The organism is Ensifer sp. Root558 (assembly GCF_001427045.1).
In the GTDB taxonomy this organism is placed as follows: domain Bacteria; phylum Pseudomonadota; class Alphaproteobacteria; order Rhizobiales; family Rhizobiaceae; genus Ensifer; species Ensifer adhaerens.
Map to the genome: position 1 here is coordinate 86,260 of NZ_LMGC01000012.1, position 19,290 is coordinate 105,549.

A 19,290-nucleotide genomic window follows, 5' to 3' on the forward strand; every position below is an offset into this window, starting at 1 on the left:
ATCCCAGGCTTATGTCAGGCCGTGACGATATCGATCGCCCGGCGCAGGTTCTGTCTGGCCTCTTTCAGTGCCGCCTCCGCGACCGCAACGTCCTTCGCGCCAGAGGCGAGAAGGATTGCGACCTTGACCGAGCCGGAGGCCATGTTGATCAGCCGGCCGGCCTCGCCAGCGCCGATGCCGGTAATGTCGGTAACGATGCGGATTGCGCGGCCGTGCAGCTTGATATTGTCGGCGCGCAGGTTGACCATGTGGCCGTCGAGGACGTGCCCGAGTTGAATGCCGACCAGCGTCGAGAACATGTTGAAGGCGATCTTCTGCGCGGTACCGGCGCCCATGCGCGTCGAACCGGAAACCACTTCCGGGGGCGTCTGCAGAAGGATCGAAACGTCGGCGTCCTTGAACAGCGCCGCACCAGGATTGTTGGCGACAGCGATCACCTTGGCGCCCAGCTTGCGGGCCTCGTCGGCCGCGGCGAGCGCGTAAGGGGTGGAGCCGCTGGCGGAAACGGAAACAAGGCAGTCGCCCGCGCCGATGCCGGCCTTGCGGACGTCGTTGCGGGCAAGGTCCATGTCGTCTTCATAGCCGCCCGCAAGGTCGCTCAGGCTGGCGGTGCCGCCGGCAAGCAGAACGACGATCTGGTCCTGGGGAATGCCGTAGGTGCCGGGCAGTTCGAGCGCATCGGCCATGGCCATCAGGCCGGAACTGCCAGCGCCCGCATAGGCGAGACGCCGGCCGGATGCGAGGGATTCGGCCGCGAGCGATGCGGCAGCCGCAATCGACTCGATCGCCGCGTCGACGGCCTTGGTGGCCGCCTGCTGGCCGGACGCGAGCAGCCGGAGCGCCAGCGCCGGATGCATAAGATCCAGGCCCTTGGCGTTGTCGTGGCGCTCTTCGGTCTTGGCTGACGGCATGGGTTGTATCTCCTCTTGGTCAAATTAATGCCAAAAAAATACCAATTGTCCAGCAGAATTTAAGTTTTGACGTCTTAAAAAACTAAACAGCTAAATTAGCCCTTGAATTTCAACGTATTGCAACGAAAACGAAACTGCAGACGGATTCAGGCTTGGTTATTGGTATTTTTTTGGTATCCTCAATGGGCGGAGGTACTCATGACAAATTACCTGATCGGAATCGATGGCGGCGGAACGAGCTGCCGGGCTGCCGTGGCATCGGCGGACGGGCGCATTCTCGGGCGCGGCAAGGCGGGTGCGGCCAATATCCTGACAGACCCGGAAACCGCGCTTGCCAATATCGGTGAGGCCGCACGCGCCGCCTTTATGGAAGCGGGCCTTGATCCCCAGGGCATAACCGCTGCCAAGGCGATCGTCGGTGTCGCCGGGCACAATGTCGGCGACGCCGTGCATTATGTTAAGCGCCGCCTGCCGTTCGCCGCAGCCGATATCGAATCCGATGGCTTGATTGCCCTTCAGGGCGCGCTCGGCAATCATGACGGTGCGGTCGCTATTCTCGGTACCGGCAGCATCTATATCCTTCGCCAGGGCGAAACCGTCAGCTATGTCGGCGGCTGGGGCTTCACCATCGGCGACCATGGCAGCGGTGCACGCATCGGTCATGCGCTTCTGCAGGAAAGCCTGCTTGCCTTCGACAATATTCATGAAGCCTCGGCGGTCACCGACAGCGTCCTTGCCGAATTCAACAACGAGGCGCGCGACGTCGTCGATTTCGCCCGCCTCGCCAAGCCCGGGGAATTCGGCCGCTATGCGCCGCGTGTTTTCGAAGGCGCCGCCGCCGGCGACCCGGTTGCCGTGCGCATCCTGAAAGCCGCTGCCCTCACAGTGGACGAGGCGCTTGATGTCGTCGTTGCAAGAGGCTGCGAAAGATTGTGCCTTCTTGGCGGATTGGCGCCGCTCTATCGCCCCTGGCTTGCCGATCGGCATCAGGCCCTGCTCGTCGAGGCGGAAGCCGACGCGCTGACCGGATCGGTCGCCGTTGCCGCCCAGCGTTTCGGCACCCAGGCGAGGGCAGGCGCATGACGCACCAGCTCGCTTCCATTCTGCCGCTCGAGGGTCTGCAGTCCGGAGGGTCGGGGCCGCTCTATCTCAAGCTTCGGCAATCGCTCGAAGACGCGATCCAGTCGGGCAAGTTGAACCACGGCGACGCTCTGCCGCCCGAGCGTGATCTTGCCGACTACGCCAACATCAGCCGCGTCACCGTGCGCAAGGCGGTGGACGATCTCGTGCGCGACGGCCTGCTGGTTCGCCGCCACGGCTCCGGCACCTTCGTCGTCAAGCCGGTCTCCAAGGTGCAGCAGTCGCTCTCGCGGCTGACCTCGTTCACGGAAGACATGGCGCGCCGCGGCCTGAACACCCATGCCCGCTGGCTGGAGCGCGGCCTGTTTCACCCCTCTCCGGATGAGATGATGGCGCTCGGCCTTCCGGCCGACGCGCTGGTTGCCCGGCTCGGGCGCCTGCGCATCGCCGACGACATGCCGCTTGCCATCGAGCGCGCCAGCATTTCGGCGGAGTTCCTGCCGGACCCGCAGGCCGTCACCTCGTCTCTCTATACTGCGCTCGACAAGACCCGCTCGCGACCGGTTCGCGCCGTGCAGCGCATCTCCGCCTGCAACATCAAGGATCCGGATGCCTCGATGCTCGGCGTCGCCGTCGGTTCGGCCGGCCTTTCCATCGAACGTGTCTCCTATCTCGCATCGGGACGCGTCGTCGAATTCACCCGCTCGCTCTACCGGGGCGATGCCTATGACTTTGTCGCGGAACTGACGCTGTCGGAATCCTAAAAGCGACGGCTCCGCCAAGAAAGGGAATTGACCATGCAGACCAATATGCGCCGAGAAATCGACGAGATCCCCGAAGCCGCCCAGCGTCTGCTGGAACGCTCCGCCGACCAGCTGAAGGCCGCCGGCGCCGCACTGCGCGCCAAGGATCCGGCCTTCCTCGTCACTATCGCCCGCGGCTCCTCCGACCATGCGGCGCTGTTCCTCAAATATGCGATCGAGCTGCAAGCCGGCGTGCCCGTCGCTTCGCTCGGCCCGTCGCTCGCCTCGATCTACGGTGCCAAGCTGAAGCTCGGCGGTGCCGCGGCGATCGCGATTTCGCAGTCGGGCAAGAGCCCGGATATCGTCGCCATGGCAAAGGCTGCAACCGATGCCGGCGCGGTCTCGATCGCGCTCACCAACACGCTGCCGTCGCCGATTTCAGAGGCCTGCACCAACCCGCTCGACATCTTGGCCGGTCCGGAAATCGCCGTTGCCGCCACGAAGTCATACGTCAATTCGATCGTCGCTGGCCTTGCCGTGCTCGGCGAATGGACCGGCGACGCTGCACTTCAGCGCGCGGTCGCCGACCTGCCGAACCAGTTTGCCAAGGCCGTGAAGCTCGACTGGCAGGCCTTTGCCGACGATCTCGGCGAAGCCGAATCGCTCTATGTGCTCGGCCGCGGCCCGGCGCTCGCCATCGCCAGCGAAGCGGCGCTGAAGTTCAAGGAAACCTCCGGCATGCATGCGGAAGCCTATTCGGCGGCCGAAGTGCTGCACGGGCCGGTGGCGCTCGTCGGCGCCAAGTTCCCGGTGCTGACGCTTGCCGCCCGTGATGCGGCCGAGACGTCGGTTGCCGGCATTGCCGACGGTATGGCGGAAAAGGGCGCGGTGGTTCATGCTACCTCGAACCTCGCCGTCAAGGCCAAGCGCCTGCCGTTCGTCGAGACCGGTCACCCGATCACCGACGCGCTGACGCTGATCCTGCCGTTCTACGGTTTCGTCGAGGCCTGGTCGCGTTCGCGCGGTCTCAATCCCGATGCGCCGGCAAGCCTCAAGAAGGTAACGGAGACGAGATGAGCGAGAGGAAGGCAATCACCGGCACCCGCCTGTTCGACGGCGTCGAATGGCACGACGGCTGCGCCCTCGTCATCGAAGCTGGTCGCGTCAAGGCGATCGTGGCGTCGGCCGACATTCCCGCCGACGCCGAACGGATCGATGCCCACGGCATGCTGCTGGTGCCGGGTTTCATCGACCTGCAGGTCAACGGCGGCGGTGGTGCGCTTCTGAACGAGGAGCCGACCGTCGAAGGCATCCGGCAGATCTGCTCGGCCCATGCCAAGTTCGGCACCACGGCGCTTCTGCCGACGCTGATCACCGATACGCGCGAAATCCGAAGCGCCACCATCAAGGCCGGCCTTGAGGCAAAGGCGGCCGGTGTGCCCGGTTTCCTCGGGCTGCATCTCGAAGGCCCGCATCTTTCGGTCGCGCGCAAGGGTGCTCATGATCCGAAACTGATCCGGTCGATGGACGATGCCGATCTCGCCGAAATGCTCGATTGCGCCAAGGCGCTCGGTGTCCTGATGGTGACTGTGGCGCCGGAAAACGCCAGCAGGGAGCAGGTAAAGGCGCTCGCCGATGCCGGTGCCGTCGTCAGCCTCGGCCACACGGATGTCGGCTATGAAACTGCGGTCGCCTACGCCAAGGCGGGTGCACGTACCGTCACTCACCTCTTCAATGCCATGAGCGGTCTCGGCCATCGCGAGCCGGGCGTGGTCGGTGCTGCGCTTGCCACCGGCACGCTGCATGCGGGCCTGATTGCCGACGGCTATCACGTCGAGCCGGCGTCGATGGGCGTGGCGCTGCGCGCCAAGGTGGGGCCGGGCCAGATCTTTCTCGTCACGGACGCGATGTCGCCGATCGGCACCGACATGAAGAGCTTCCAGCTCAATGGCCGCGAAATCCTGCGCGAAGGTGGCCGCTTGACGCTTGCCGACGGCACGCTTGCCGGCGCCGACATCGACATGCTGTCTTCGGTGCGCTTCGTGCACGAGAAGCTTGGCCTCCCGGTCGAGGAAGCCCTTCGCATGGCGTCCGCCTATCCCGCCGATGCCATGGGGCTTGCCACTCACAAGGGACGGCTGAAGCCCGGAGCGGACGCCGATTTCGTGTTGCTCACGCCTGAACTCGGCATGGGCTCCACCTGGATTGGCGGCGACCAGGTCTACGCAGCCTGATTGCCGCTTACGAGAAGATTTGACAAGAAGACCCGGAAAGCGCTCCGCTCTCCGGGTCTTTCCTATGAGGGAAGGAAAGGCGCCGATCAGCGCGGGCTGCGGGCCGCAAGCTTCACCTTCATCGCCCGCACCGTCTCCGGATCGGTGCGGCGCCGATCGGAAGAAACGAACCCCATATCGACCAAGCGTGGATCCTGAGCCGGCTCACTAATCGAGCAGGAGGAGTGCACCTCGCTGACCGTGAGGTGATCGAGCAGAGCGTCGACCGTCTTCAGCGTGACGCCGGATCCCGGCATGATCGACAGCCTGGCCTTGGCAAGGCCGATGATTTCGCTAAGGCGGTCGATCGCCTGCGGCGCGCTCCTGGCCCCGCCTGAGGTGAGAATGCGCTCGAAGCCAAGGTCGACTGCGATTTCCATCGCCTCGGCGAAATCCGGGACGAGGTCGAAGGCCCGGTGCAGCGTCATGCCGAGTCCGGCCGCATGGCCGCTGAGCTTGGTGAGCATCGACGTGTCGAGCCGGCCATCGGCAAGCGAGGCGCCGAGCACGACGCCGGCCAGACCGGCATCCCGCACCGCGTCGATATCGCGGCGCATCGCGTCGAGGTCAGCGGTTGAGAAAATGAAGTCGCCGGGCCGCGGCCGGATCATCGCGTAGACGGGCACTCGTGGCGGGCCAGCCAGCGCCATAAGGCCGGGATTGGGCGTGAGGCCACCGACGGAAAGGGCGGCGCAAAGCTCGATCCGGTCGGCGCCGCCTTCGATGGCCGCGTAAAGCCCGTCGGCATCGTCGACGCAGACTTCGAGTTTGATGTCGCTCATGCCTTGTCTCCTGAAAGCCCGAGCAGCGCCGCGCCGATGAGGCCGGGCTCGATCCGGCATTCGCCGCGCACAACCAACGGCCGGTCGAACCGCCGCAGAATCCGGCTACGCACCGCCTTGTCGATCTCGGCGAGCAGTTCCTCGGCATTGGAAAGGCCGCCGCCGACGGGCACGATCGTCGCACCCGTGATGTTGATGACGAGCGCCAGCGGTGAGCTGACGAGATCGACGAGCAGGTCGACCGTGCGTTTCGCCTCGGCGTCGCCAACCTTCCAGGCCTCGATGATCTCGTGGCTCGAAAGCGTCTTGCCATGGGCCGTCTGGTGCAGCCGTTCCAGCCCGCGGGCGCCGCCGACGGTATCGACGCAGCGCTTCTGGCCGCAGCCGCAGGCATAGGCGGGAATCGCCATTGGTGGATCCCCGGCCTCCGACGCGATCGCCGGGCCATGGCCCCATTCGCCGGCGAATCCGCCATCGGCATTGATCAGCCGGCCGTCGATGACAAGGCCGCCGCCGACCCCGGTGCCGAGGATGGCACCAAAGACGATGCGATGACCGCGCCCTGCACCCGCTCCGGCCTCGGCCAGCGCAAAACAGTCGGCGTCATTGGCGATCTTCACCGGCAGATGCAGCGCCGCCTCGAGTTCAGCAACCAGTTCGAGCCCGTCGATGCAGGGAATGTTGGCGCATTTGATGCGCCGCGTCTCGGGATCGATCACGCCGGTGATCGAGATCGCCACGCAGTCCGGGTGTCCGCCCGCTTCGTCCAGAACCGATTCGAGCGCCTGCACGAACTGGCGGAAATTGGTAAGCGGCGTGGTTCGGCGCGGCAACGGAAAGATCCGGTCGCGCGAATGCACGATCGCGCCTTTGATTGCAGAGCCGCCGATATCGAAACAGACGATCATGCCTCACCCCGGATGATCGCCTCGGCCGAAAGCGCCACCGAAAGCAGCCGGTCGTCCTGGTGATGCGGGGCCGCAAGCTGGAAGCCGACCGGCATTTCCTCCGCCCCGAGCCCGCAAGGAATGGAGATGCCGCAGAAATCCAGGAAGTTGCCGATCGAGGTGTTGCGCAGCGTCTTGCCGTTGATCTTGAAGAACAGCTCGTCGTCTTCGAGAAGCGGCGCGATCGGCGGGGCGACATGGGGCAGCGTCGGGTGGGCGATGAGTTCGTTCGGCTTCAGACTTTCGACCGTCTCGTGGATCAGCTGGTCGCGCGCGTCGAGGAGCGCGATGTAGTCGGGCATGGAGATCTTCTCGCCGAGCCGCGTGCGGGCGACGACGCGTGGATCCATCGCGTTGGCCTCGGGCCCGGCCAGACGCTCGCGGTGCAGCGCATAGGCCTCCGCCGTCACCAGGGCGCCGTGGCGGGCCATCAGCCCGAACACGGCCGAGAAGGATGGAAAAGCGCGGCGGCTGACGGCAACGCCCGCCTTCTCGAGCCGCTTGATCGCGTCCTCGAAGGCCTCGACGACTTCCGGCTCCGCATCGTCGAACACCACTGTTTCCGGGATCACCAGCGCGATGCTCGAGAGGTCGGCGCGGCGCACGGTCGGCGCCGTCAGCCCGTGCATGGCGGCGTCCACCCAGACGGCATCCTGTACCGTGTGGCAGAGTGGCCCGAGCGAATCGAGGCTTTCAGCCAGCGGAAAAATGCCCTTCATCGCATAGCGGCCGCGCGTCGCCTTGTAGCCGACGATGCCGGTGAAGGCTGCGGGAATGCGGACAGATCCGCCGGTGTCGGTACCGATGGCCGCCGGCACCAGTCCGGCCGCAACCGCGACCGCCGAGCCCGACGACGAGCCGCCGGGAATGCGCTCGACGTCGGTGGCCGCCGGGTTGCGCGGCGTGCCGTAGTGCGGGTTGAGGCCAAGGCCGGAGAAGGCGAATTCACTAAGGTTGGTGCGACCGACACTGACCATGCCGGCGGCGGAAACGGCGGCGACCACAGGCGCGTCGCTCGTTGCCGGCGCGTTCGTCCGAAGCACGGCCGAGCCGGCGGTCGTAACGTTGCCGGCGGTGTCGAACAGGTCCTTCCAGGCGACCGGCAGGCCGTCGAGCAGACCGAGCGACCGCCCGGCCCTCAGACGCTTCGAGGCAGCCTCCGCATCCCGCGTCGCGCGCTCCGGCGTCAGCTCGACAAAGATGGCGTAATCGCCGTGTGCGTCGATCGCCGCATAGGTTTCCTTGGCGAGCTCCACCGGATCCAGCTTGCCGCTCTGCACCAGCACCGAAAGGCTGGCGAGTGTCTTTTGTTCTGTCATGTCATCCTCCGCGGAGCGCTGCTGCCGGCATCCCGTATGTCTACAATATCGCCGCTCCCGGCGTTTTCCATGCTTCCCTTAGACGAGGCGCATGAATCTTGCATAAAGACGGGTGCCTGCCGGGACTATCTTGTCGCCGGTAGCGCCTCTGCCTACATGCACCATCGAACCTTGGCCCATGCTGGAGAGCGATGATGATCCTGGACGCGGCGCGACTGTCGCTTGCCAATCTGTTTGCACCCGAGACCCGATCGGTCTTCTGGAAGGTGCTGGGCCTGACGATCCTTGCGCTTGTCGCCCTGTGGTTTGCGGTGCGCGAAGTGTTCATCTGGCTCGCCTTGCCCTGGATCGACACGCTGATGCCGGGCACGCCCGTCTGGGCCGGCTGGCTGACCTTCGTGCTCGGCATCTTCGCAAGCCTTGGCCTGGCCCTGGCGCTCGCCCTGCTTCTTGCGCCCGTCACCGCACTGATCGCCGGCTTCTTCCTCGACGACGTCGCCGACGTCATCGAGAAGCGTGACTATCCGAACGAGCCCCCGGGACGGCCGCTGCCGCTCGGCGAGGCGGTTGCCGGCTCACTGAAGTTCCTGGGCGTCGTGATCCTCGGCAACCTCCTGGCGCTGGTGCTGCTGCTCGTTCCGGGCGTCAATCTCGTCGCCTTCTTCCTGGTCAACGGTTATCTGCTCGGTCGCGAATTCTTCGAGTTTGCGGCGATGCGCTATCGCGCGCCGGCGGAAGCGCGGCTCTTCCGGGAAAAGCACCGCTCGACCGTCTTTCTCGCGGGTCTACTGCTCGCGGGCTTCCTGGCTGTGCCCTTCGTCAACCTTTTGACGCCGCTCTTTGCTGCCGGCCTGATGGTGCACCTGCACAAGCGTCTTTCGGCTAGGGATCCCGGGTTCTCGCTGCGTGTGGCGGCGAAGGCATAAGGCCTTGCTTGACATAAGGCCGGCTGTGGCCAATCTGCCGGCAAACGGCGCCGCGCGCCCATGGAGTTTGCAAGAATGAGCAACACCGACGAACGGATCACCCGCCTCGAGGAGACCGTGGCCCATCAAGCCAAGACCATCGAGGAGCTTTCCGATCAGCTTGCCGAGCAATGGAAGGTGGTCGAGCAGGCGCGCGCCAAGCTCGACCGGCTGACAGAAAGGTTCCTGACGCTCGAAGAGCAGTCTCTCGACGCGCCGGCAATCACGAAGCCGCCGCATTACTGATCACCGCGCTCACGTCAGGACAAGCAAAAAAATGGCCGCCGGTCCAATGAACCGGCGGCCTTTTTCATGACGCAAGCGCTGCTCTTAGTAAGGGCAGGACTCGTCGCTCATGTAGTCGTGGACCTGGACCTTGCCGGCAATGATTTCGGCTTTCACCTTTTCCACCGCGTCGAGCATCTCGGGCGTGATCAGCGCCTTGTTGTTGTCGTCGAGCGCGTAGCCGACGCCGTCTTCCTTGAGGCCGAGGTTGGAAATGCCGAATTCGAACTTGTCGTTCTTGGCTGCCGTGAAGGCTTCGTAGACGGCGACGTCGACGCGCTTCAGCATCGAGGTCAGGACCTTGCCCGGCTGCAGGGCGTTCTGGTTGCTATCGACGCCGATGCCGAGCTTGCCCGCATCTGCGGCTGCCTGCAGAACGCCGACACCGGTGCCGCCGGCTGCGTGGTAGACGACATCCGAGCCCTGGTCGATCTGGGACTTGGCGATTTCGCCGCCCTTGACCGGGTCGTTCCAGGCGTCCGGCGTCGTGCCGGTGTAGGCTTCCAGAACCTTGACGTCAGCGCCGGTCGACTTGGCGCCGCCAACGTAGCCACAGGCGAACTTGTGGATCAGCGGAACGTCCATGCCGCCGACGAAGCTGACGGTCTTCGACTTGGAAGCGAGACCGGCGAGAACGCCGACGAGGTAGGAGCCTTCCTGTTCCTTGAAGACGACCGACTTGACGTTCGGCTTCTCGACGACCATGTCGATGATCGCGAACTTGATATCCGGATATTCCGGCGCGATCTTCTCGAGCGAAGCCGCCCAGTTGAAGCCGGCCATGACGATCGGGCTGTTGCCGTCGCTGGCGAAGCGGCGCAGCGCCTGTTCGCGCTGGGCATCGTTGGCGATTTCGAACTCGCGGTATTCGACGCCCGATTCCGTCTTGAACTTCTCGGCGCCGTTAAAGGCAGCCTCGTTGAAGGATTTGTCGAACTTGCCGCCGAGATCGTAGATGATCGCCGGCTTGATGTCGGCGGCCAGTGCCGTGGCGGACATCATCGAAAAGGCAAAAAGACCGAGAATTGTTTTTTTCATCGTGCAGCCCTGTTGTCGCTATTGATCTTATTGGGTCCTCCCGCCGGCTCCCTGACGGAAGCCTGTCTGCGGAACCCACCCCCTTCTCCTTGGGGCTAGGGTGGCGCATCCTTGCACGGTCACGGCAAAAAAACACTCAAAATTTTTCAGATGGTAAAAATTGAAGCCACGGATACCGGCACGCGTAAGGCACGGGTTCTGTTGCATTTTTTGAGATCACGACAAGGTGTCCCGGTCGGTTCGGCGCGGCCTCAGGGTTGTGGGTATCGCGACCGCGCGCGGGATGCCATCCGCGGGGTATGCGTCTAGTGGCCGATCGGGCAGCTGACGCCGGTGCCGCGCAGGCCGCAATAGCCGCTGGGGTTCTTCGCCAGATATTGCTGGTGGTAGTCCTCGGCGAAATAGAACGGTCCCGCCATGCCGATCTCGGTCGTCACCCTGCCGCCGTGATTGGCGTGCTTCAGCGCCGTCTGGAAAGTGGTGCGCGCGGCCTTGGCGTGCGCCAACTGCTCGTCGTCGTAGGCATAGATCGCCGAGCGGTAGGTGGTGCCGATATCGTTGCCCTGGCGCATGCCCTGCGTCGGGTCGTGTTCCTCAAAGAAGGTCCTGAGCAGGCTCGCGAGCTTCACCTTTTCCGGATCATAGACGACCAGGACCACTTCGGCATGGCCGGTAAGCCCTGTCGTCGTTTCCTGGTAGGTCGGGTTCGGTGTCAGCCCGCCGGCATAGCCGACCGCCGTCACGTAGACGCCGGGGATGTTCCACAGCAATCGTTCGGCGCCCCAGAAGCAGCCCATGCCCAGAAGGATGCTCTTGGTGTCGTCGGGGTAGGGACCTTTCAACGGTCGGCCGGAAACGAAATGTGTCTCGGCCGTCGGGATCGCGGCGTCACGGCCCGGCAGCGCCGTCTGCGTGTCCGGCATGATCGTTTTCTTGTTGAACATGTCGATCAGGAACATCAGCACACTCCTTTCGATGCGAAGGCCGCCTGCAATGCGTCAGGCGGCGAATCGTCCGGCCGCCGGCCGCTTCTTGTATCCGACCATCCATAGCACGAGGGCGATCAGCGCCAGCACCGCAAAGGCCGGCTGTTGCAGCAGCCAATGCAGCATCCCGTGCCAGATCGTCGGTGCGGTATCGGAACGTTGCGCAAACTGGACCCAGCTTGCCGTGTCGGCGCCAAGCGCCTCCAGGTCGTCGCCGAGCGACGTCATGACCAGTTCCGATGCTGCGACCGACTGGATCGCGTCGACGGCACCGGCAAGCACGGCGGCAAACAACACGACGGCGCTCGCCAGCCTCAATAGAAATCGCATTGGATTGCATTCCCTTCAATTCGCTGGCTGGCGCCAGTCATCGGCTCGGCGCGTCGCCCTGCCGCATCTTCTCCGATCGCCCGTGCCTCGGACAAGGCCCGACAATGAAAATATGCGGCAATCTGGCATGCCGGAGGATGTGGCCGAGACGGGCCGGACGCATCGGACACGCCCTGACGCAAGAGATAAGCCCCTTGCCCGGAGTGCACAATGGGAACCGGGAACCCGCCCGCGTCACAAGATGTCAATAATCTGTCAGAAAGCAGTTGATCCCGGGCAAATCATCGGTATATAGACGCGCGTCCGCCGGTTATCAGCCGGCTGACGCCGAAGGGCCCCGCCCTTCCCATCCAGCCGGATTGACCATCGGCTGCTGACGGATGGACAGGTGGCCGAGTGGTTGAAGGCGCACGCCTGGAACGCGTGTATACGTGAAAGCGTATCGAGGGTTCGAATCCCTCTCTGTCCGCCATTTCCCCCTTGTTCTGTTTCCATTACCAATGCGCATTAAGCGCTACCCTTGTCCTATCTACTGGCGGGTATTGATCTGAGGCGCCGTGACAACGTCGGTGCGCAAAGTCGCGTCCTTTCTTTTCTCCTCCTGCTGAACAGCGCACTTGTTATTGAGATAAGTCAGTGCTTATGTGTTTGGCATGATCGAGAACGAGATATTCCGAGCCCTGGCTGACCCCACGCGCCGCGCCATCTTCGAGAAGCTTGCTGACGGAAGCATGAATGCCAGCGCTTTGCGGGAAGGTATGGACATAAGCCAGCCGGCCATGTCCCAGCACATTTCCGTGTTGCGGAGTGCCGGGTTGGTGAAGGAGCAGCGGCAAGGTCGGTTCGTAAACTACGAAGTCGACCCGGACGGGCTGGCGCAAATTGCGCAGTGGCTCGCGAAATACCGTGCCTACTGGCCGGCACGCATCGAAGCTCTGAAGATCTTGCTGAAGGATATGGACCAATGAACCACGAAATCAGCGCCCCGGACGATAACAGCCTTGAGCTGGAATACGAACTCGACGAGGCGCCGCAGAAGGTCTGGCGCGCAATCAGCATCCCGGCGTTTCGCGAAAACTGGCTACCGAAAGAGGCATTGGCCGACCCCGATGGCGCCGTCGTCGTGCCTGGAGAAGAGGTCCGCTACAGGCTGCGCGAAACCGAAGCTCCGTTTCTCGAAAGTACGGTCACATTCCGGATCGCCCCGATTGGTTCGGGCGGCACCCGGCTGCGGATCGTCCACGAACTGCCGAATGTTCGCGGCGGTCGCGTGACCAGGACGGCCGCGAACAGCAACGATACTCTCATGCTCGCCGCCTAGACCGGCGAGCTTCCCCTCAATCTCTGGATAAATGGAGTTCGCCGATGCGCGAAGCGATGCAACTCGTCCCTATGGTCGTCGAGCAGTCGAACGGTGGAGAGCGGTCGTTCGACATCTATTCCCGCCTGCTGCGCGAGCGAATCATCTTTCTCAACGGTGAGGTGAACGACACGGTCTCTGCGCTGGTCTGCGCCCAGATGCTTCTTCTCGAAGCGGAAAACCCGAAGAAGCCCATCCATCTCTATATCAATTCGCCGGGCGGCGTGGTGACCAGCGGTTTCGCCATGTACGACACCATGCGCTACATCCGGGCACCGGTGCATACACTGTGCATGGGGACCGCACGGTCGATGGGTTCGTTTCTGCTGATGGCCGGCACGCCGGGCCAACGGGCCGCCTTGCCCAATGCCAGCATCCTCGTGCACCAGCCATCGGGCGGTTTTCAGGGCCAGGCGTCCGACATGCAGATCCATGCCGAGGAGATCCTTCGCACCAAGCAGCGCATGACGCGCCTCTATGCGGAACATTGCGGACGGACCTACGAGGAGTTCGAACGCGCTATGGACCGGGACCGTTTCATGACCGCGGAAGAAGCATTGGAATGGGGCCTGATCGACACCATCCTGAAGGTTCGCGACGACGGCGAGCCGGCGGCCTCCAGCGGCTTTGCCCTCTAACGGTCTGTCACTGTTCGGCGGGCTACCGGCCGATAACGGATGGTCCGCTGCCGAGCCCCTCGAAGGCGCCCCCCTGCCAAGGGAGTATCCCCGACGTCCGAATCGCCTGGCGCTAAAAAATCGTCGCCCGCGCGATCCGTTTCGCCTCTCCGCTTCGTCTTTGGTGCATCCGCAACGAAGGAGAAGCACCATGACCACTGCACCCGTCACTCTCGTCAACGTTCTGAAGGTCGAACCCGGCAAGCAGGAGCAGTTGATCGCGCTGTTGAAGCGCAACATCGACACCGTCATCCGCACGCTCGGCGGCTGGCGGACGAGCCGGCTGATTGCTGCCAGGGATGGCGCCAGCGTCATCATCTATTCGGAATGGGAGATGCCCGCGGCCGTCGAGGCGATGCGCGCCGATGTCAGGATGAAGGCCTATTTCCCACAGATCCTCGAACTGGCGAGCCTCGAATCGGTCATCGGTGAGGTGGTCCTCAGCGATCACAGCTGATGTCGAACGGCTGTGCGTTGCCGGAGCCGGTTTCGATCGGTCAGGCAGCGGACATTTTCTTCAGTCCACGCTATCGTCCGAACCGGCCCCTGGAGATACCCGATGGAACTCGATGTCATGAATACGGAAGACTTCGAGGATCGCTTGAGGGAACTCCGGCCGCGGTTGCACCGCTATTGCGCGCGCATGACCGGCTCGGCCGTGGATGGTGAGGATGTGCTGCAGGACACGCTGATCAAGGCCGTGCAGGCGCGGGCGGATGGCGTGGTGGTGGACAATCTCGAAGGCTGGCTGCTGCGCATCGCCCACAACACCAGTCTGGATTTTTTGCGCCGGCGGTCCAGGCACAAGATCGTCCCGCTGCTCGATGACATGGAAGACGCCCCGCTGCCCGAGGCGGACATCGTCGCGATCGGCTTTCAAACCTTCCTGCAACTGCCGGAACTTCAGCGCTGTGCGGTGATCCTGAAGGATGTGCTTGGTCATTCGATCGAGGAAATCGCCGCTATCGCCGAGTGTACGCCGGCGGCGGCCAAATCGGCGCTGCAGCGCGCCAGGGTGGCGCTCAGGCACCTGACCGAACGCCCGGAGGATATGCGGCTGCCGCTGATGTCCGACGCGAACCGGCACAAACTGGCAAGTTTCGTGCGCTTCTTTCAGGGCGGCGACTTCGATGCCATCCGCGCCATGCTGGCCGACGATGTAAAACTTGAGCTGGTCAACAGGCTGAAGCTGGAGGGTCGCGAGGGCATCAGCCGCTATTTCACCCGCTATGCGCAGGAGACAAAGTGGCGTTTCGCGCTCGGCGCAATCGAAGGGCGGCCGGCCATGCTGGTTTTCGACAGTGCCGGCCCCATGAAAAAACCGGCGCATTTCGTCGTTCTCGATTGGCGTGGAGACGAGATCGCCGCGATCCGCGATTTTCTCTTCGCCCCCTATGTGCTTGAAACCGTTGATTGGGTTCGTCTGGCTTGAACTGCGAGACAGCGGCTCTTTGCCGATTGAGGGTCCGTTCTCCGTCAAATGTTGACGGTTCCGCGCTATTCTTGGACCTTCGCTGGTATCGGCAGCCGTTGGGTTTCGGCAGGTTTCCCTGGCCGGTGTGGCACCGGCTCCGAGCATCGCGGGGGACCGGTTGCGTTCTGGGGAGAGGCAGCATGAGTTTGGCGAGCGACGCGCACTTCTGGGACCGGACGTCGCGGCGATACGCCAAGGGAACGATCGCGGACCCGGCCGCCTATGAACACACGCTCGACCGCACCCGCGCCTTGCTTCTGCCCGATGACCGCGTGCTCGAACTCGGTTGCGGCACGGGAACGACGGCGTTTCGGCTGGCGGGCGATGTGCGCGATTACCTTGCAACCGATTTTTCGACCGAGATGATCGCCATTGCCCGGGAGAGGTACGCCGTCGATCTGGTTCCGAACCTCGCCTTTCGCAGCGCGACGGCCGAAACGCTTGCGGCCGAATGTGGGCAGTTCGATGCGGTGCTGGGCTTCAACTACCTGCATCTCGTGCGCGATCTGCCCGCCACGCTCGACAACATCCATACCCTGCTTGCCTCCAGGGGCGTGTTCATCTCCAAGACGCCCTGCGTCGGCGACATGAACCCGCTCGTCCGGCTCCTGCTCTTGCCGGCGATGCGGGCCGTCGGACTGGCGCCCTATGCGGGAACTTTCAGCGCAGCAGAGCTCAGCCGGCACATCGTCGCCGCCGGCTTCGAGCTTCTGTCGGCGGAAAATCACGCATCGGCGAGCAACGACAACCGCCCCTACATCGTCGCCCGGAAGCGCTGAGGTGTTAGACCAGAGCAGCCGTGCTGCCCTGGTCTCGATGCGTTCCAGACACGCGCTGCCGCGAGGGCTGAGTGGTCCTGCCGAGCCGCCGATTGTTGACGTTCAACGCCTGCGCGACACGATCGATACCAGCGCCAGGCCGCCGATCACGGAGACGTGCTCCAGCGCCACGGTCATGTCGCGGAAGGCCTCTTCGCCTTCCTTCAGCCAGAAAGGATGGGCGATCGGGATCGTCAGCACCGTGAAGACGGCGAGCGCCCCGGCGGCAAGCCAGACCCAACGGTTGAGGATGATCAGCAGAGAGGCGCCGATCTGCAGGATCAACGTCATCGAATTGAACAGCCATCCCGGCGTCAGGCCGAAGCCTTCCATGATCGCGACGTTGGCGTTGAAGTCGAAGAGCTTGGCAAGGCCGCTTGACCAGAAGACGAGCGTCAGCAGCACGCGGGCGAGAATGCCGAAGGCGCGCGAATCGAGAATGCTTGCGATAGGGCCTGACATGGATCATCCCTGCCTTGCGGTGAGAAAGGCGACCCTGCGGACGATTGCCGGTGTCGGCGCGATGGCGAACAGGCCAGCGAGCCAGCAGGCGGCGCTCGATGCTGCGGCGCCGCCGGGCTCGGCGATGCCCGCAGATGCCGTTCCAGTCCCGGGATTGTCAGTCCTTATCTGGTTTTCCAATGCCACGTCGGCCCCCATTTCCGATTGAACCGACGGGGTTTGTAGAAGCTCAACCAGGCTTGAGGTCAAGAAAACGGCCATGCGACAAATTGGGTGGCGCTGGCGGCGGTCGTTCGATGAATAGTTAGCTCTTGCGCTAAGTATTGACGCGTGATACTTAGCCTTATGGAACAGTATTCAGACCGATTGGACGTGATCTTTCAGGCGCTCGCCGATCCCACCCGCCGTGCGGTGCTTGCGCGGCTCGGCGGCGGTCCGGCGAGCATCAGCGATCTCGCCAGACCCTTCGACATGGCCCTGCCGTCCTTCTTGAAGCACATCCACTACCTTGAAGGCAGCGGGCTCATCCGCACGCACAAGGAGGGCAGGGTGCGCACCTGCGCCATCGAGAAGGCGCAGTTCACCGCGGTAGAGAGCTGGCTTTCGGCGCAGCGCGCGCTCTGGGAAGGCCGCGCCGACCGGCTGGAAAAATTCGTCACTGAACACGAGGAGGAATGACCATGATCCGCTCTCCCGATCCTGAACTCGACCTGACGATGGCGCGCATCATCAAGGCGCCGCGCGCGACGGTCTGGCGCGCCTGGAGCGATCCCACTCGGCTTGAGCAATGGTGGGTTCCTGAGCCGGCAAGATGCAAGGTGATCGACATGGATCTCAGGCCCGGCGGCAGTTTCGTGACGCGGATCAGCGAAGGCGGCGGCGCATTCGTGCCGCATATCAACGCCTGTTTTCTCGCGGTCGACGAACTCTCGCGCATCGTCTTCACCGACACGCTCGTTGCCGGTTGGCGGCCGGCGGAAAACGCCTTCATGACGGCGATCATCACCCTCAGCGATCATCCAGCCGGCACCGAATACGCTGCCCATGTAATGCATCGGAGCGGCGCGGACCGGAAGATGCACGAGGAGATGGGTTTTCACGACGGCTGGGGAACGGTTGCCGGGCAATTGGCCCGGTTCGTCGAGCAAACTCACTGAGGAGACGATCCCATGCGCAATATCGTGCTGCAGATGATGACGACACTGAATGGCCGCCTCGACGATCCGCTTGCCTGGATGGGGACCGTGGTCGACGAGCAATACCGGGCGATCGACCGCCTTTACGCAGGCTACGACACGGTTCTGGTCGGCCGCACCACCTATGAGGAGATGGTCGGCTATTGGCCGGGCGCGCTGAACGACAAGGCGGGCGGCGAGACCAATCGGGTGATGGCAGGGCGTATGCACGACTATCGCAAGATCGTGTTCTCCCGCACCGAAGAGCAGGCGATCAGCCGCTGGCACAATGCCGAGCGGGCGGTGGTTCCTGATGATGCGGCGCTCTCGCGCTACCTGACCGACCTGAAGGCTGGGCCCGGCCGGGATATCCATTTGTCCGGCGGCGCGAGCCTGGCGCAGACGGTGATCGGCCTCGGCCTCGTCGACCGCTACCACTTCTTCGTCTACCCGGTCGTATCGCCCGGCGAACCATGGTTCGCCCGGCTTCGCGACAAGAACGAGCTGCAGCTGATTGGCAGCGAGCACTACGACAACGGCGTCGTTGGACTCCACTACGCGACGGTACGCGACGCAAAGTCAGCGCGACCGAAAAGCTTCTCGGAGCTCATCGCCTAAGAGCAATTCCAGGAAAAGTGCGAAGCGGTTTTCCGTCCGGAATTGCGCCAGCCAAGCGAGCAATTCCAGGAAAAGTGCGAAGCGGTTTTCCGTCCGGAATTGCGCGGCTTTTGGGATCACTCCCCGGCTTGCAGGGTGGTGAACAGCCGGTCGTAGGTCGGCGCCAGCAGGCGTAGGCTTGCGGCCGCCTCGGCATCCCTGCGCAGGACCAGCGGATACTGCAGCGCGCCGATCAGCCGCGCCTGTTCGCCGGCGATGGCGGCGGATTTGGCAAGGCCTGCCCGCGCCAGGCAGGACGCCGCGTCGCCGGCGCGGCGGGCACCGACACGAACGGCGAAGTGCACGAGGTGAGCCCGCAGGTTCTTGTCGCAATGGTCTTCGATCAGAGCGGCGAGCGCTTCGGCTGCGTCGGCATTGCCAAGGCTGCCCGTCGGCACCAGCCGGTCCGTGGTCATCGAGAGCCAGTGGATCGCGGCCGGCACCGAGGCGCGGATTGCCTCGACCTCGCTCACGTCGGCGACACGAGAGAATCCCCATCGCATGGTGTAGGGGTCGCCGTAGCCCAGCGTCTCGGCGCCCCAGGCCGTCATGAAATCGTGGAGCGGCAGGGAGGCGTAGGGATATCCTTGCGGGTCGTGCATCAGCACGCGCGTCTCGTCGATCGCGAGGACCACGACATAGTGATCGGCCTCGATCGGTCCCGTCATGCCGGGCTGGTGCCTCAGATGCCCCATCTCCACCGGGCCGACCCAGACGGGACCATCCTTCAGCGCCGCGCGCAGGCGGGAAAGCGCGTCCTCGGGCTCGCCGCCGCTGCTGACCTGCGACGTCCAGCCGAGCGCCTTCAGCGCACCGTCGAACCCGGCCTCCGGATCCCAGCCGTAGGGGTCGAAGAACGGCAGGGTACCGCCGACGATCTGCATGCCGAAGGGGCTGCCGGTGGCAAGCTCAATGGTCGAGGTCGAGGGCGCGGCTTCGCCGAACATCATTGCAAATGAGTTGGCGTAGCAATAGGGGCCGGAGCCCACATAGGAAAAGTGCTGCATC

General features: G+C 63.8%; 25 protein-coding genes and 1 tRNA gene. 16 read left to right on the plus strand and 10 right to left on the minus strand.

What is annotated here, in order from left to right; translation table 11 throughout:
* Positions 1-14: 14 nt before the first annotated feature.
* The gene (locus ASD63_RS13690; RefSeq protein ID WP_034804861.1) at positions 15-911 is read right to left on the minus strand and encodes an N-acetylmuramic acid 6-phosphate etherase; all 897 of its coding nucleotides are present in this window, start codon (positions 909-911) and stop codon (positions 15-17) included.
* A 198-nt stretch (positions 912-1,109) separates the two neighbouring features.
* On the opposite strand from ASD63_RS13690, the gene ASD63_RS13695 reads away from it, so the two are divergent.
* Genes ASD63_RS13695 through nagA form a run of 4 tightly spaced genes read left to right on the plus strand, consistent with a single transcriptional unit; the run spans position 1,110 to position 4,968 of the window.
* Positions 1,110-1,994: an N-acetylglucosamine kinase gene (locus ASD63_RS13695; RefSeq protein WP_034804858.1), complete on the plus strand. Its 885-nt coding sequence runs from the start codon at positions 1,110-1,112 to the stop codon at positions 1,992-1,994.
* On the plus strand, positions 1,991-2,755 hold the full coding sequence (locus ASD63_RS13700; protein WP_034804855.1) for a GntR family transcriptional regulator: 765 nt from the start codon (positions 1,991-1,993) through the stop codon (positions 2,753-2,755). Before ASD63_RS13695 ends, ASD63_RS13700 begins: the two co-directional genes overlap by 4 nt.
* Positions 2,756-2,788: 33 nt before the next feature.
* Positions 2,789-3,811 (plus strand): SIS domain-containing protein, encoded by a 1,023-nt coding sequence (locus tag ASD63_RS13705; RefSeq protein WP_034804852.1) that lies wholly within the window; start codon positions 2,789-2,791, stop codon positions 3,809-3,811.
* Complete coding sequence (gene nagA, locus ASD63_RS13710; protein WP_034804849.1) at positions 3,808-4,968, plus strand: N-acetylglucosamine-6-phosphate deacetylase; 1,161 nt, start codon at positions 3,808-3,810, stop codon at positions 4,966-4,968. Before ASD63_RS13705 ends, nagA begins: the two co-directional genes overlap by 4 nt.
* Before the next feature lie 86 nt (positions 4,969-5,054).
* Here the strand turns inward: nagA and ASD63_RS13715 are convergent, their stop codons facing one another.
* Genes ASD63_RS13715 through ASD63_RS13725 form a run of 3 tightly spaced genes read right to left on the minus strand, consistent with a single transcriptional unit; the run spans position 5,055 to position 8,055 of the window.
* The gene (locus ASD63_RS13715) at positions 5,055-5,789 is read right to left on the minus strand and encodes a copper homeostasis protein CutC (protein ID WP_034804846.1); all 735 of its coding nucleotides are present in this window, start codon (positions 5,787-5,789) and stop codon (positions 5,055-5,057) included.
* A complete protein-coding gene (locus ASD63_RS13720; RefSeq protein WP_034804842.1) occupies positions 5,786-6,697 on the minus strand; it encodes an ROK family protein in 912 nt (303 codons plus the stop codon). The genes ASD63_RS13715 and ASD63_RS13720 overlap by 4 nt, the downstream gene beginning before the upstream one ends.
* Entirely contained in the window at positions 6,694-8,055 is a 1,362-nt protein-coding gene (locus ASD63_RS13725; RefSeq protein WP_060529497.1) for an amidase, read from the minus strand. Before ASD63_RS13725 ends, ASD63_RS13720 begins: the two co-directional genes overlap by 4 nt.
* A 194-nt stretch (positions 8,056-8,249) precedes the next feature.
* On the opposite strand from ASD63_RS13725, the gene ASD63_RS13730 reads away from it, so the two are divergent.
* Together ASD63_RS13730 and ASD63_RS13735 are read left to right on the plus strand one after the other, a co-directional pair.
* A complete protein-coding gene (locus ASD63_RS13730; RefSeq protein ID WP_034804837.1) occupies positions 8,250-8,981 on the plus strand; it encodes a sulfate transporter family protein in 732 nt (243 codons plus the stop codon).
* Positions 8,982-9,056: 75 nt separating this feature from the next.
* Complete coding sequence (locus ASD63_RS13735; protein WP_034804834.1) at positions 9,057-9,266, plus strand: SlyX family protein; 210 nt, start codon at positions 9,057-9,059, stop codon at positions 9,264-9,266.
* 84 nt (positions 9,267-9,350) lie between these two features.
* On the opposite strand, the gene ASD63_RS13740 is transcribed toward ASD63_RS13735, so the two are convergent.
* The 3 genes from ASD63_RS13740 to ASD63_RS13750 all read right to left on the minus strand — a co-directional run bounded on the left by ASD63_RS13740 (position 9,351) and on the right by ASD63_RS13750 (position 11,659).
* Entirely contained in the window at positions 9,351-10,343 is a 993-nt protein-coding gene (locus tag ASD63_RS13740) for a BMP family ABC transporter substrate-binding protein (protein ID WP_034804831.1), read from the minus strand.
* Between the two features lie 305 nt (positions 10,344-10,648).
* Positions 10,649-11,302 carry a peptide-methionine (S)-S-oxide reductase MsrA gene (gene msrA, locus ASD63_RS13745; protein ID WP_034804828.1) on the minus strand — a complete coding sequence of 218 codons (654 nt, stop codon included), beginning with the start codon at positions 11,300-11,302 and terminating at the stop codon, positions 10,649-10,651.
* Positions 11,303-11,341: 39 nt separating this feature from the next.
* Positions 11,342-11,659 (minus strand): membrane protein, encoded by a 318-nt coding sequence (locus ASD63_RS13750; RefSeq protein WP_034804825.1) that lies wholly within the window; start codon positions 11,657-11,659, stop codon positions 11,342-11,344.
* Positions 11,660-12,041: 382 nt separating this feature from the next.
* On the opposite strand from ASD63_RS13750, the gene ASD63_RS13755 reads away from it, so the two are divergent.
* The 7 genes from ASD63_RS13755 (at position 12,042) to ASD63_RS13785 (ending at position 15,949) form a co-directional block, all read left to right on the plus strand.
* Positions 12,042-12,131 (plus strand) — tRNA-Ser (locus tag ASD63_RS13755).
* Between the two features lie 181 nt (positions 12,132-12,312).
* The gene (locus tag ASD63_RS13760; RefSeq protein ID WP_034804822.1) at positions 12,313-12,627 is read left to right on the plus strand and encodes a metalloregulator ArsR/SmtB family transcription factor; all 315 of its coding nucleotides are present in this window, start codon (positions 12,313-12,315) and stop codon (positions 12,625-12,627) included.
* Positions 12,624-12,980, plus strand: coding sequence for an SRPBCC domain-containing protein (locus ASD63_RS13765; protein ID WP_034804820.1), 357 nt, complete (start codon positions 12,624-12,626; stop codon positions 12,978-12,980). Before ASD63_RS13760 ends, ASD63_RS13765 begins: the two co-directional genes overlap by 4 nt.
* Positions 12,981-13,024: 44 nt before the next feature.
* Positions 13,025-13,657, plus strand: coding sequence for an ATP-dependent Clp protease proteolytic subunit (locus ASD63_RS13770; protein WP_034804815.1), 633 nt, complete (start codon positions 13,025-13,027; stop codon positions 13,655-13,657).
* A 190-nt stretch (positions 13,658-13,847) separates the two neighbouring features.
* On the plus strand, positions 13,848-14,153 hold the full coding sequence (locus ASD63_RS13775; protein WP_060529498.1) for an antibiotic biosynthesis monooxygenase: 306 nt from the start codon (positions 13,848-13,850) through the stop codon (positions 14,151-14,153).
* A 117-nt stretch (positions 14,154-14,270) separates the two neighbouring features.
* Positions 14,271-15,128, plus strand: coding sequence for a sigma-70 family RNA polymerase sigma factor (locus ASD63_RS13780; protein WP_226020730.1), 858 nt, complete (start codon positions 14,271-14,273; stop codon positions 15,126-15,128).
* A 182-nt stretch (positions 15,129-15,310) separates the two neighbouring features.
* Entirely contained in the window at positions 15,311-15,949 is a 639-nt protein-coding gene (locus ASD63_RS13785; RefSeq protein WP_034804810.1) for a class I SAM-dependent methyltransferase, read from the plus strand.
* A 102-nt stretch (positions 15,950-16,051) separates the two neighbouring features.
* Here ASD63_RS13785 and ASD63_RS13790 read toward each other — a convergent pair whose 3' ends face one another.
* A complete protein-coding gene (locus ASD63_RS13790) occupies positions 16,052-16,450 on the minus strand; it encodes a DoxX family protein (protein ID WP_034804807.1) in 399 nt (132 codons plus the stop codon).
* A 3-nt stretch (positions 16,451-16,453) separates the two neighbouring features.
* Positions 16,454-16,636 carry a hypothetical protein gene (locus ASD63_RS35065; protein ID WP_143106247.1) on the minus strand — a complete coding sequence of 61 codons (183 nt, stop codon included), beginning with the start codon at positions 16,634-16,636 and terminating at the stop codon, positions 16,454-16,456.
* 159 nt (positions 16,637-16,795) lie between these two features.
* Between ASD63_RS35065 and ASD63_RS13800 the strand changes: the two genes are divergently transcribed.
* Genes ASD63_RS13800 through ASD63_RS13810 form a run of 3 tightly spaced genes read left to right on the plus strand, consistent with a single transcriptional unit; the run spans position 16,796 to position 18,243 of the window.
* On the plus strand, positions 16,796-17,128 hold the full coding sequence (locus ASD63_RS13800; protein WP_034804801.1) for a metalloregulator ArsR/SmtB family transcription factor: 333 nt from the start codon (positions 16,796-16,798) through the stop codon (positions 17,126-17,128).
* A gap of 2 nt (positions 17,129-17,130) precedes the next feature.
* Entirely contained in the window at positions 17,131-17,607 is a 477-nt protein-coding gene (locus ASD63_RS13805) for an SRPBCC family protein (protein ID WP_034805274.1), read from the plus strand.
* Positions 17,608-17,619: 12 nt separating this feature from the next.
* Positions 17,620-18,243: a dihydrofolate reductase family protein gene (locus ASD63_RS13810; protein WP_034804799.1), complete on the plus strand. Its 624-nt coding sequence runs from the start codon at positions 17,620-17,622 to the stop codon at positions 18,241-18,243.
* A gap of 116 nt (positions 18,244-18,359) precedes the next feature.
* Here ASD63_RS13810 and ASD63_RS13815 read toward each other — a convergent pair whose 3' ends face one another.
* Positions 18,360-19,289 (minus strand): hypothetical protein, encoded by a 930-nt coding sequence (locus tag ASD63_RS13815; protein WP_060529499.1) that lies wholly within the window; start codon positions 19,287-19,289, stop codon positions 18,360-18,362.
* Between the last annotated feature and the right edge of the window lies 1 nt (position 19,290).

Coding starts and splice junctions, on each gene's coding strand:
- ASD63_RS13690 (WP_034804861.1), bottom strand. CDS start 911: ATGCCGTCAGCCAAGACCGAAGAGCGCCACGACAACGCCAAGGGCCTG.
- ASD63_RS13695 (WP_034804858.1), top strand. CDS start 1,110: ATGACAAATTACCTGATCGGAATCGATGGCGGCGGAACGAGCTGCCGG.
- ASD63_RS13700 (WP_034804855.1), top strand. CDS start 1,991: ATGACGCACCAGCTCGCTTCCATTCTGCCGCTCGAGGGTCTGCAGTCC.
- ASD63_RS13705 (WP_034804852.1), top strand. CDS start 2,789: ATGCAGACCAATATGCGCCGAGAAATCGACGAGATCCCCGAAGCCGCC.
- nagA (WP_034804849.1), top strand. CDS start 3,808: ATGAGCGAGAGGAAGGCAATCACCGGCACCCGCCTGTTCGACGGCGTC.
- ASD63_RS13715 (WP_034804846.1), bottom strand. CDS start 5,789: ATGAGCGACATCAAACTCGAAGTCTGCGTCGACGATGCCGACGGGCTT.
- ASD63_RS13720 (WP_034804842.1), bottom strand. CDS start 6,697: ATGATCGTCTGTTTCGATATCGGCGGCTCTGCAATCAAAGGCGCGATC.
- ASD63_RS13725 (WP_060529497.1), bottom strand. CDS start 8,055: ATGACAGAACAAAAGACACTCGCCAGCCTTTCGGTGCTGGTGCAGAGC.
- ASD63_RS13730 (WP_034804837.1), top strand. CDS start 8,250: ATGATCCTGGACGCGGCGCGACTGTCGCTTGCCAATCTGTTTGCACCC.
- ASD63_RS13735 (WP_034804834.1), top strand. CDS start 9,057: ATGAGCAACACCGACGAACGGATCACCCGCCTCGAGGAGACCGTGGCC.
- ASD63_RS13740 (WP_034804831.1), bottom strand. CDS start 10,343: ATGAAAAAAACAATTCTCGGTCTTTTTGCCTTTTCGATGATGTCCGCC.
- msrA (WP_034804828.1), bottom strand. CDS start 11,302: ATGTTCCTGATCGACATGTTCAACAAGAAAACGATCATGCCGGACACG.
- ASD63_RS13750 (WP_034804825.1), bottom strand. CDS start 11,659: ATGCGATTTCTATTGAGGCTGGCGAGCGCCGTCGTGTTGTTTGCCGCC.
- ASD63_RS13760 (WP_034804822.1), top strand. CDS start 12,313: ATGATCGAGAACGAGATATTCCGAGCCCTGGCTGACCCCACGCGCCGC.
- ASD63_RS13765 (WP_034804820.1), top strand. CDS start 12,624: ATGAACCACGAAATCAGCGCCCCGGACGATAACAGCCTTGAGCTGGAA.
- ASD63_RS13770 (WP_034804815.1), top strand. CDS start 13,025: ATGCGCGAAGCGATGCAACTCGTCCCTATGGTCGTCGAGCAGTCGAAC.
- ASD63_RS13775 (WP_060529498.1), top strand. CDS start 13,848: ATGACCACTGCACCCGTCACTCTCGTCAACGTTCTGAAGGTCGAACCC.
- ASD63_RS13780 (WP_226020730.1), top strand. CDS start 14,271: ATGAATACGGAAGACTTCGAGGATCGCTTGAGGGAACTCCGGCCGCGG.
- ASD63_RS13785 (WP_034804810.1), top strand. CDS start 15,311: ATGAGTTTGGCGAGCGACGCGCACTTCTGGGACCGGACGTCGCGGCGA.
- ASD63_RS13790 (WP_034804807.1), bottom strand. CDS start 16,450: ATGTCAGGCCCTATCGCAAGCATTCTCGATTCGCGCGCCTTCGGCATT.
- ASD63_RS13800 (WP_034804801.1), top strand. CDS start 16,796: ATGGAACAGTATTCAGACCGATTGGACGTGATCTTTCAGGCGCTCGCC.
- ASD63_RS13805 (WP_034805274.1), top strand. CDS start 17,131: ATGATCCGCTCTCCCGATCCTGAACTCGACCTGACGATGGCGCGCATC.
- ASD63_RS13810 (WP_034804799.1), top strand. CDS start 17,620: ATGCGCAATATCGTGCTGCAGATGATGACGACACTGAATGGCCGCCTC.
- ASD63_RS13815 (WP_060529499.1), bottom strand. CDS start 19,289: ATGCAGCACTTTTCCTATGTGGGCTCCGGCCCCTATTGCTACGCCAAC.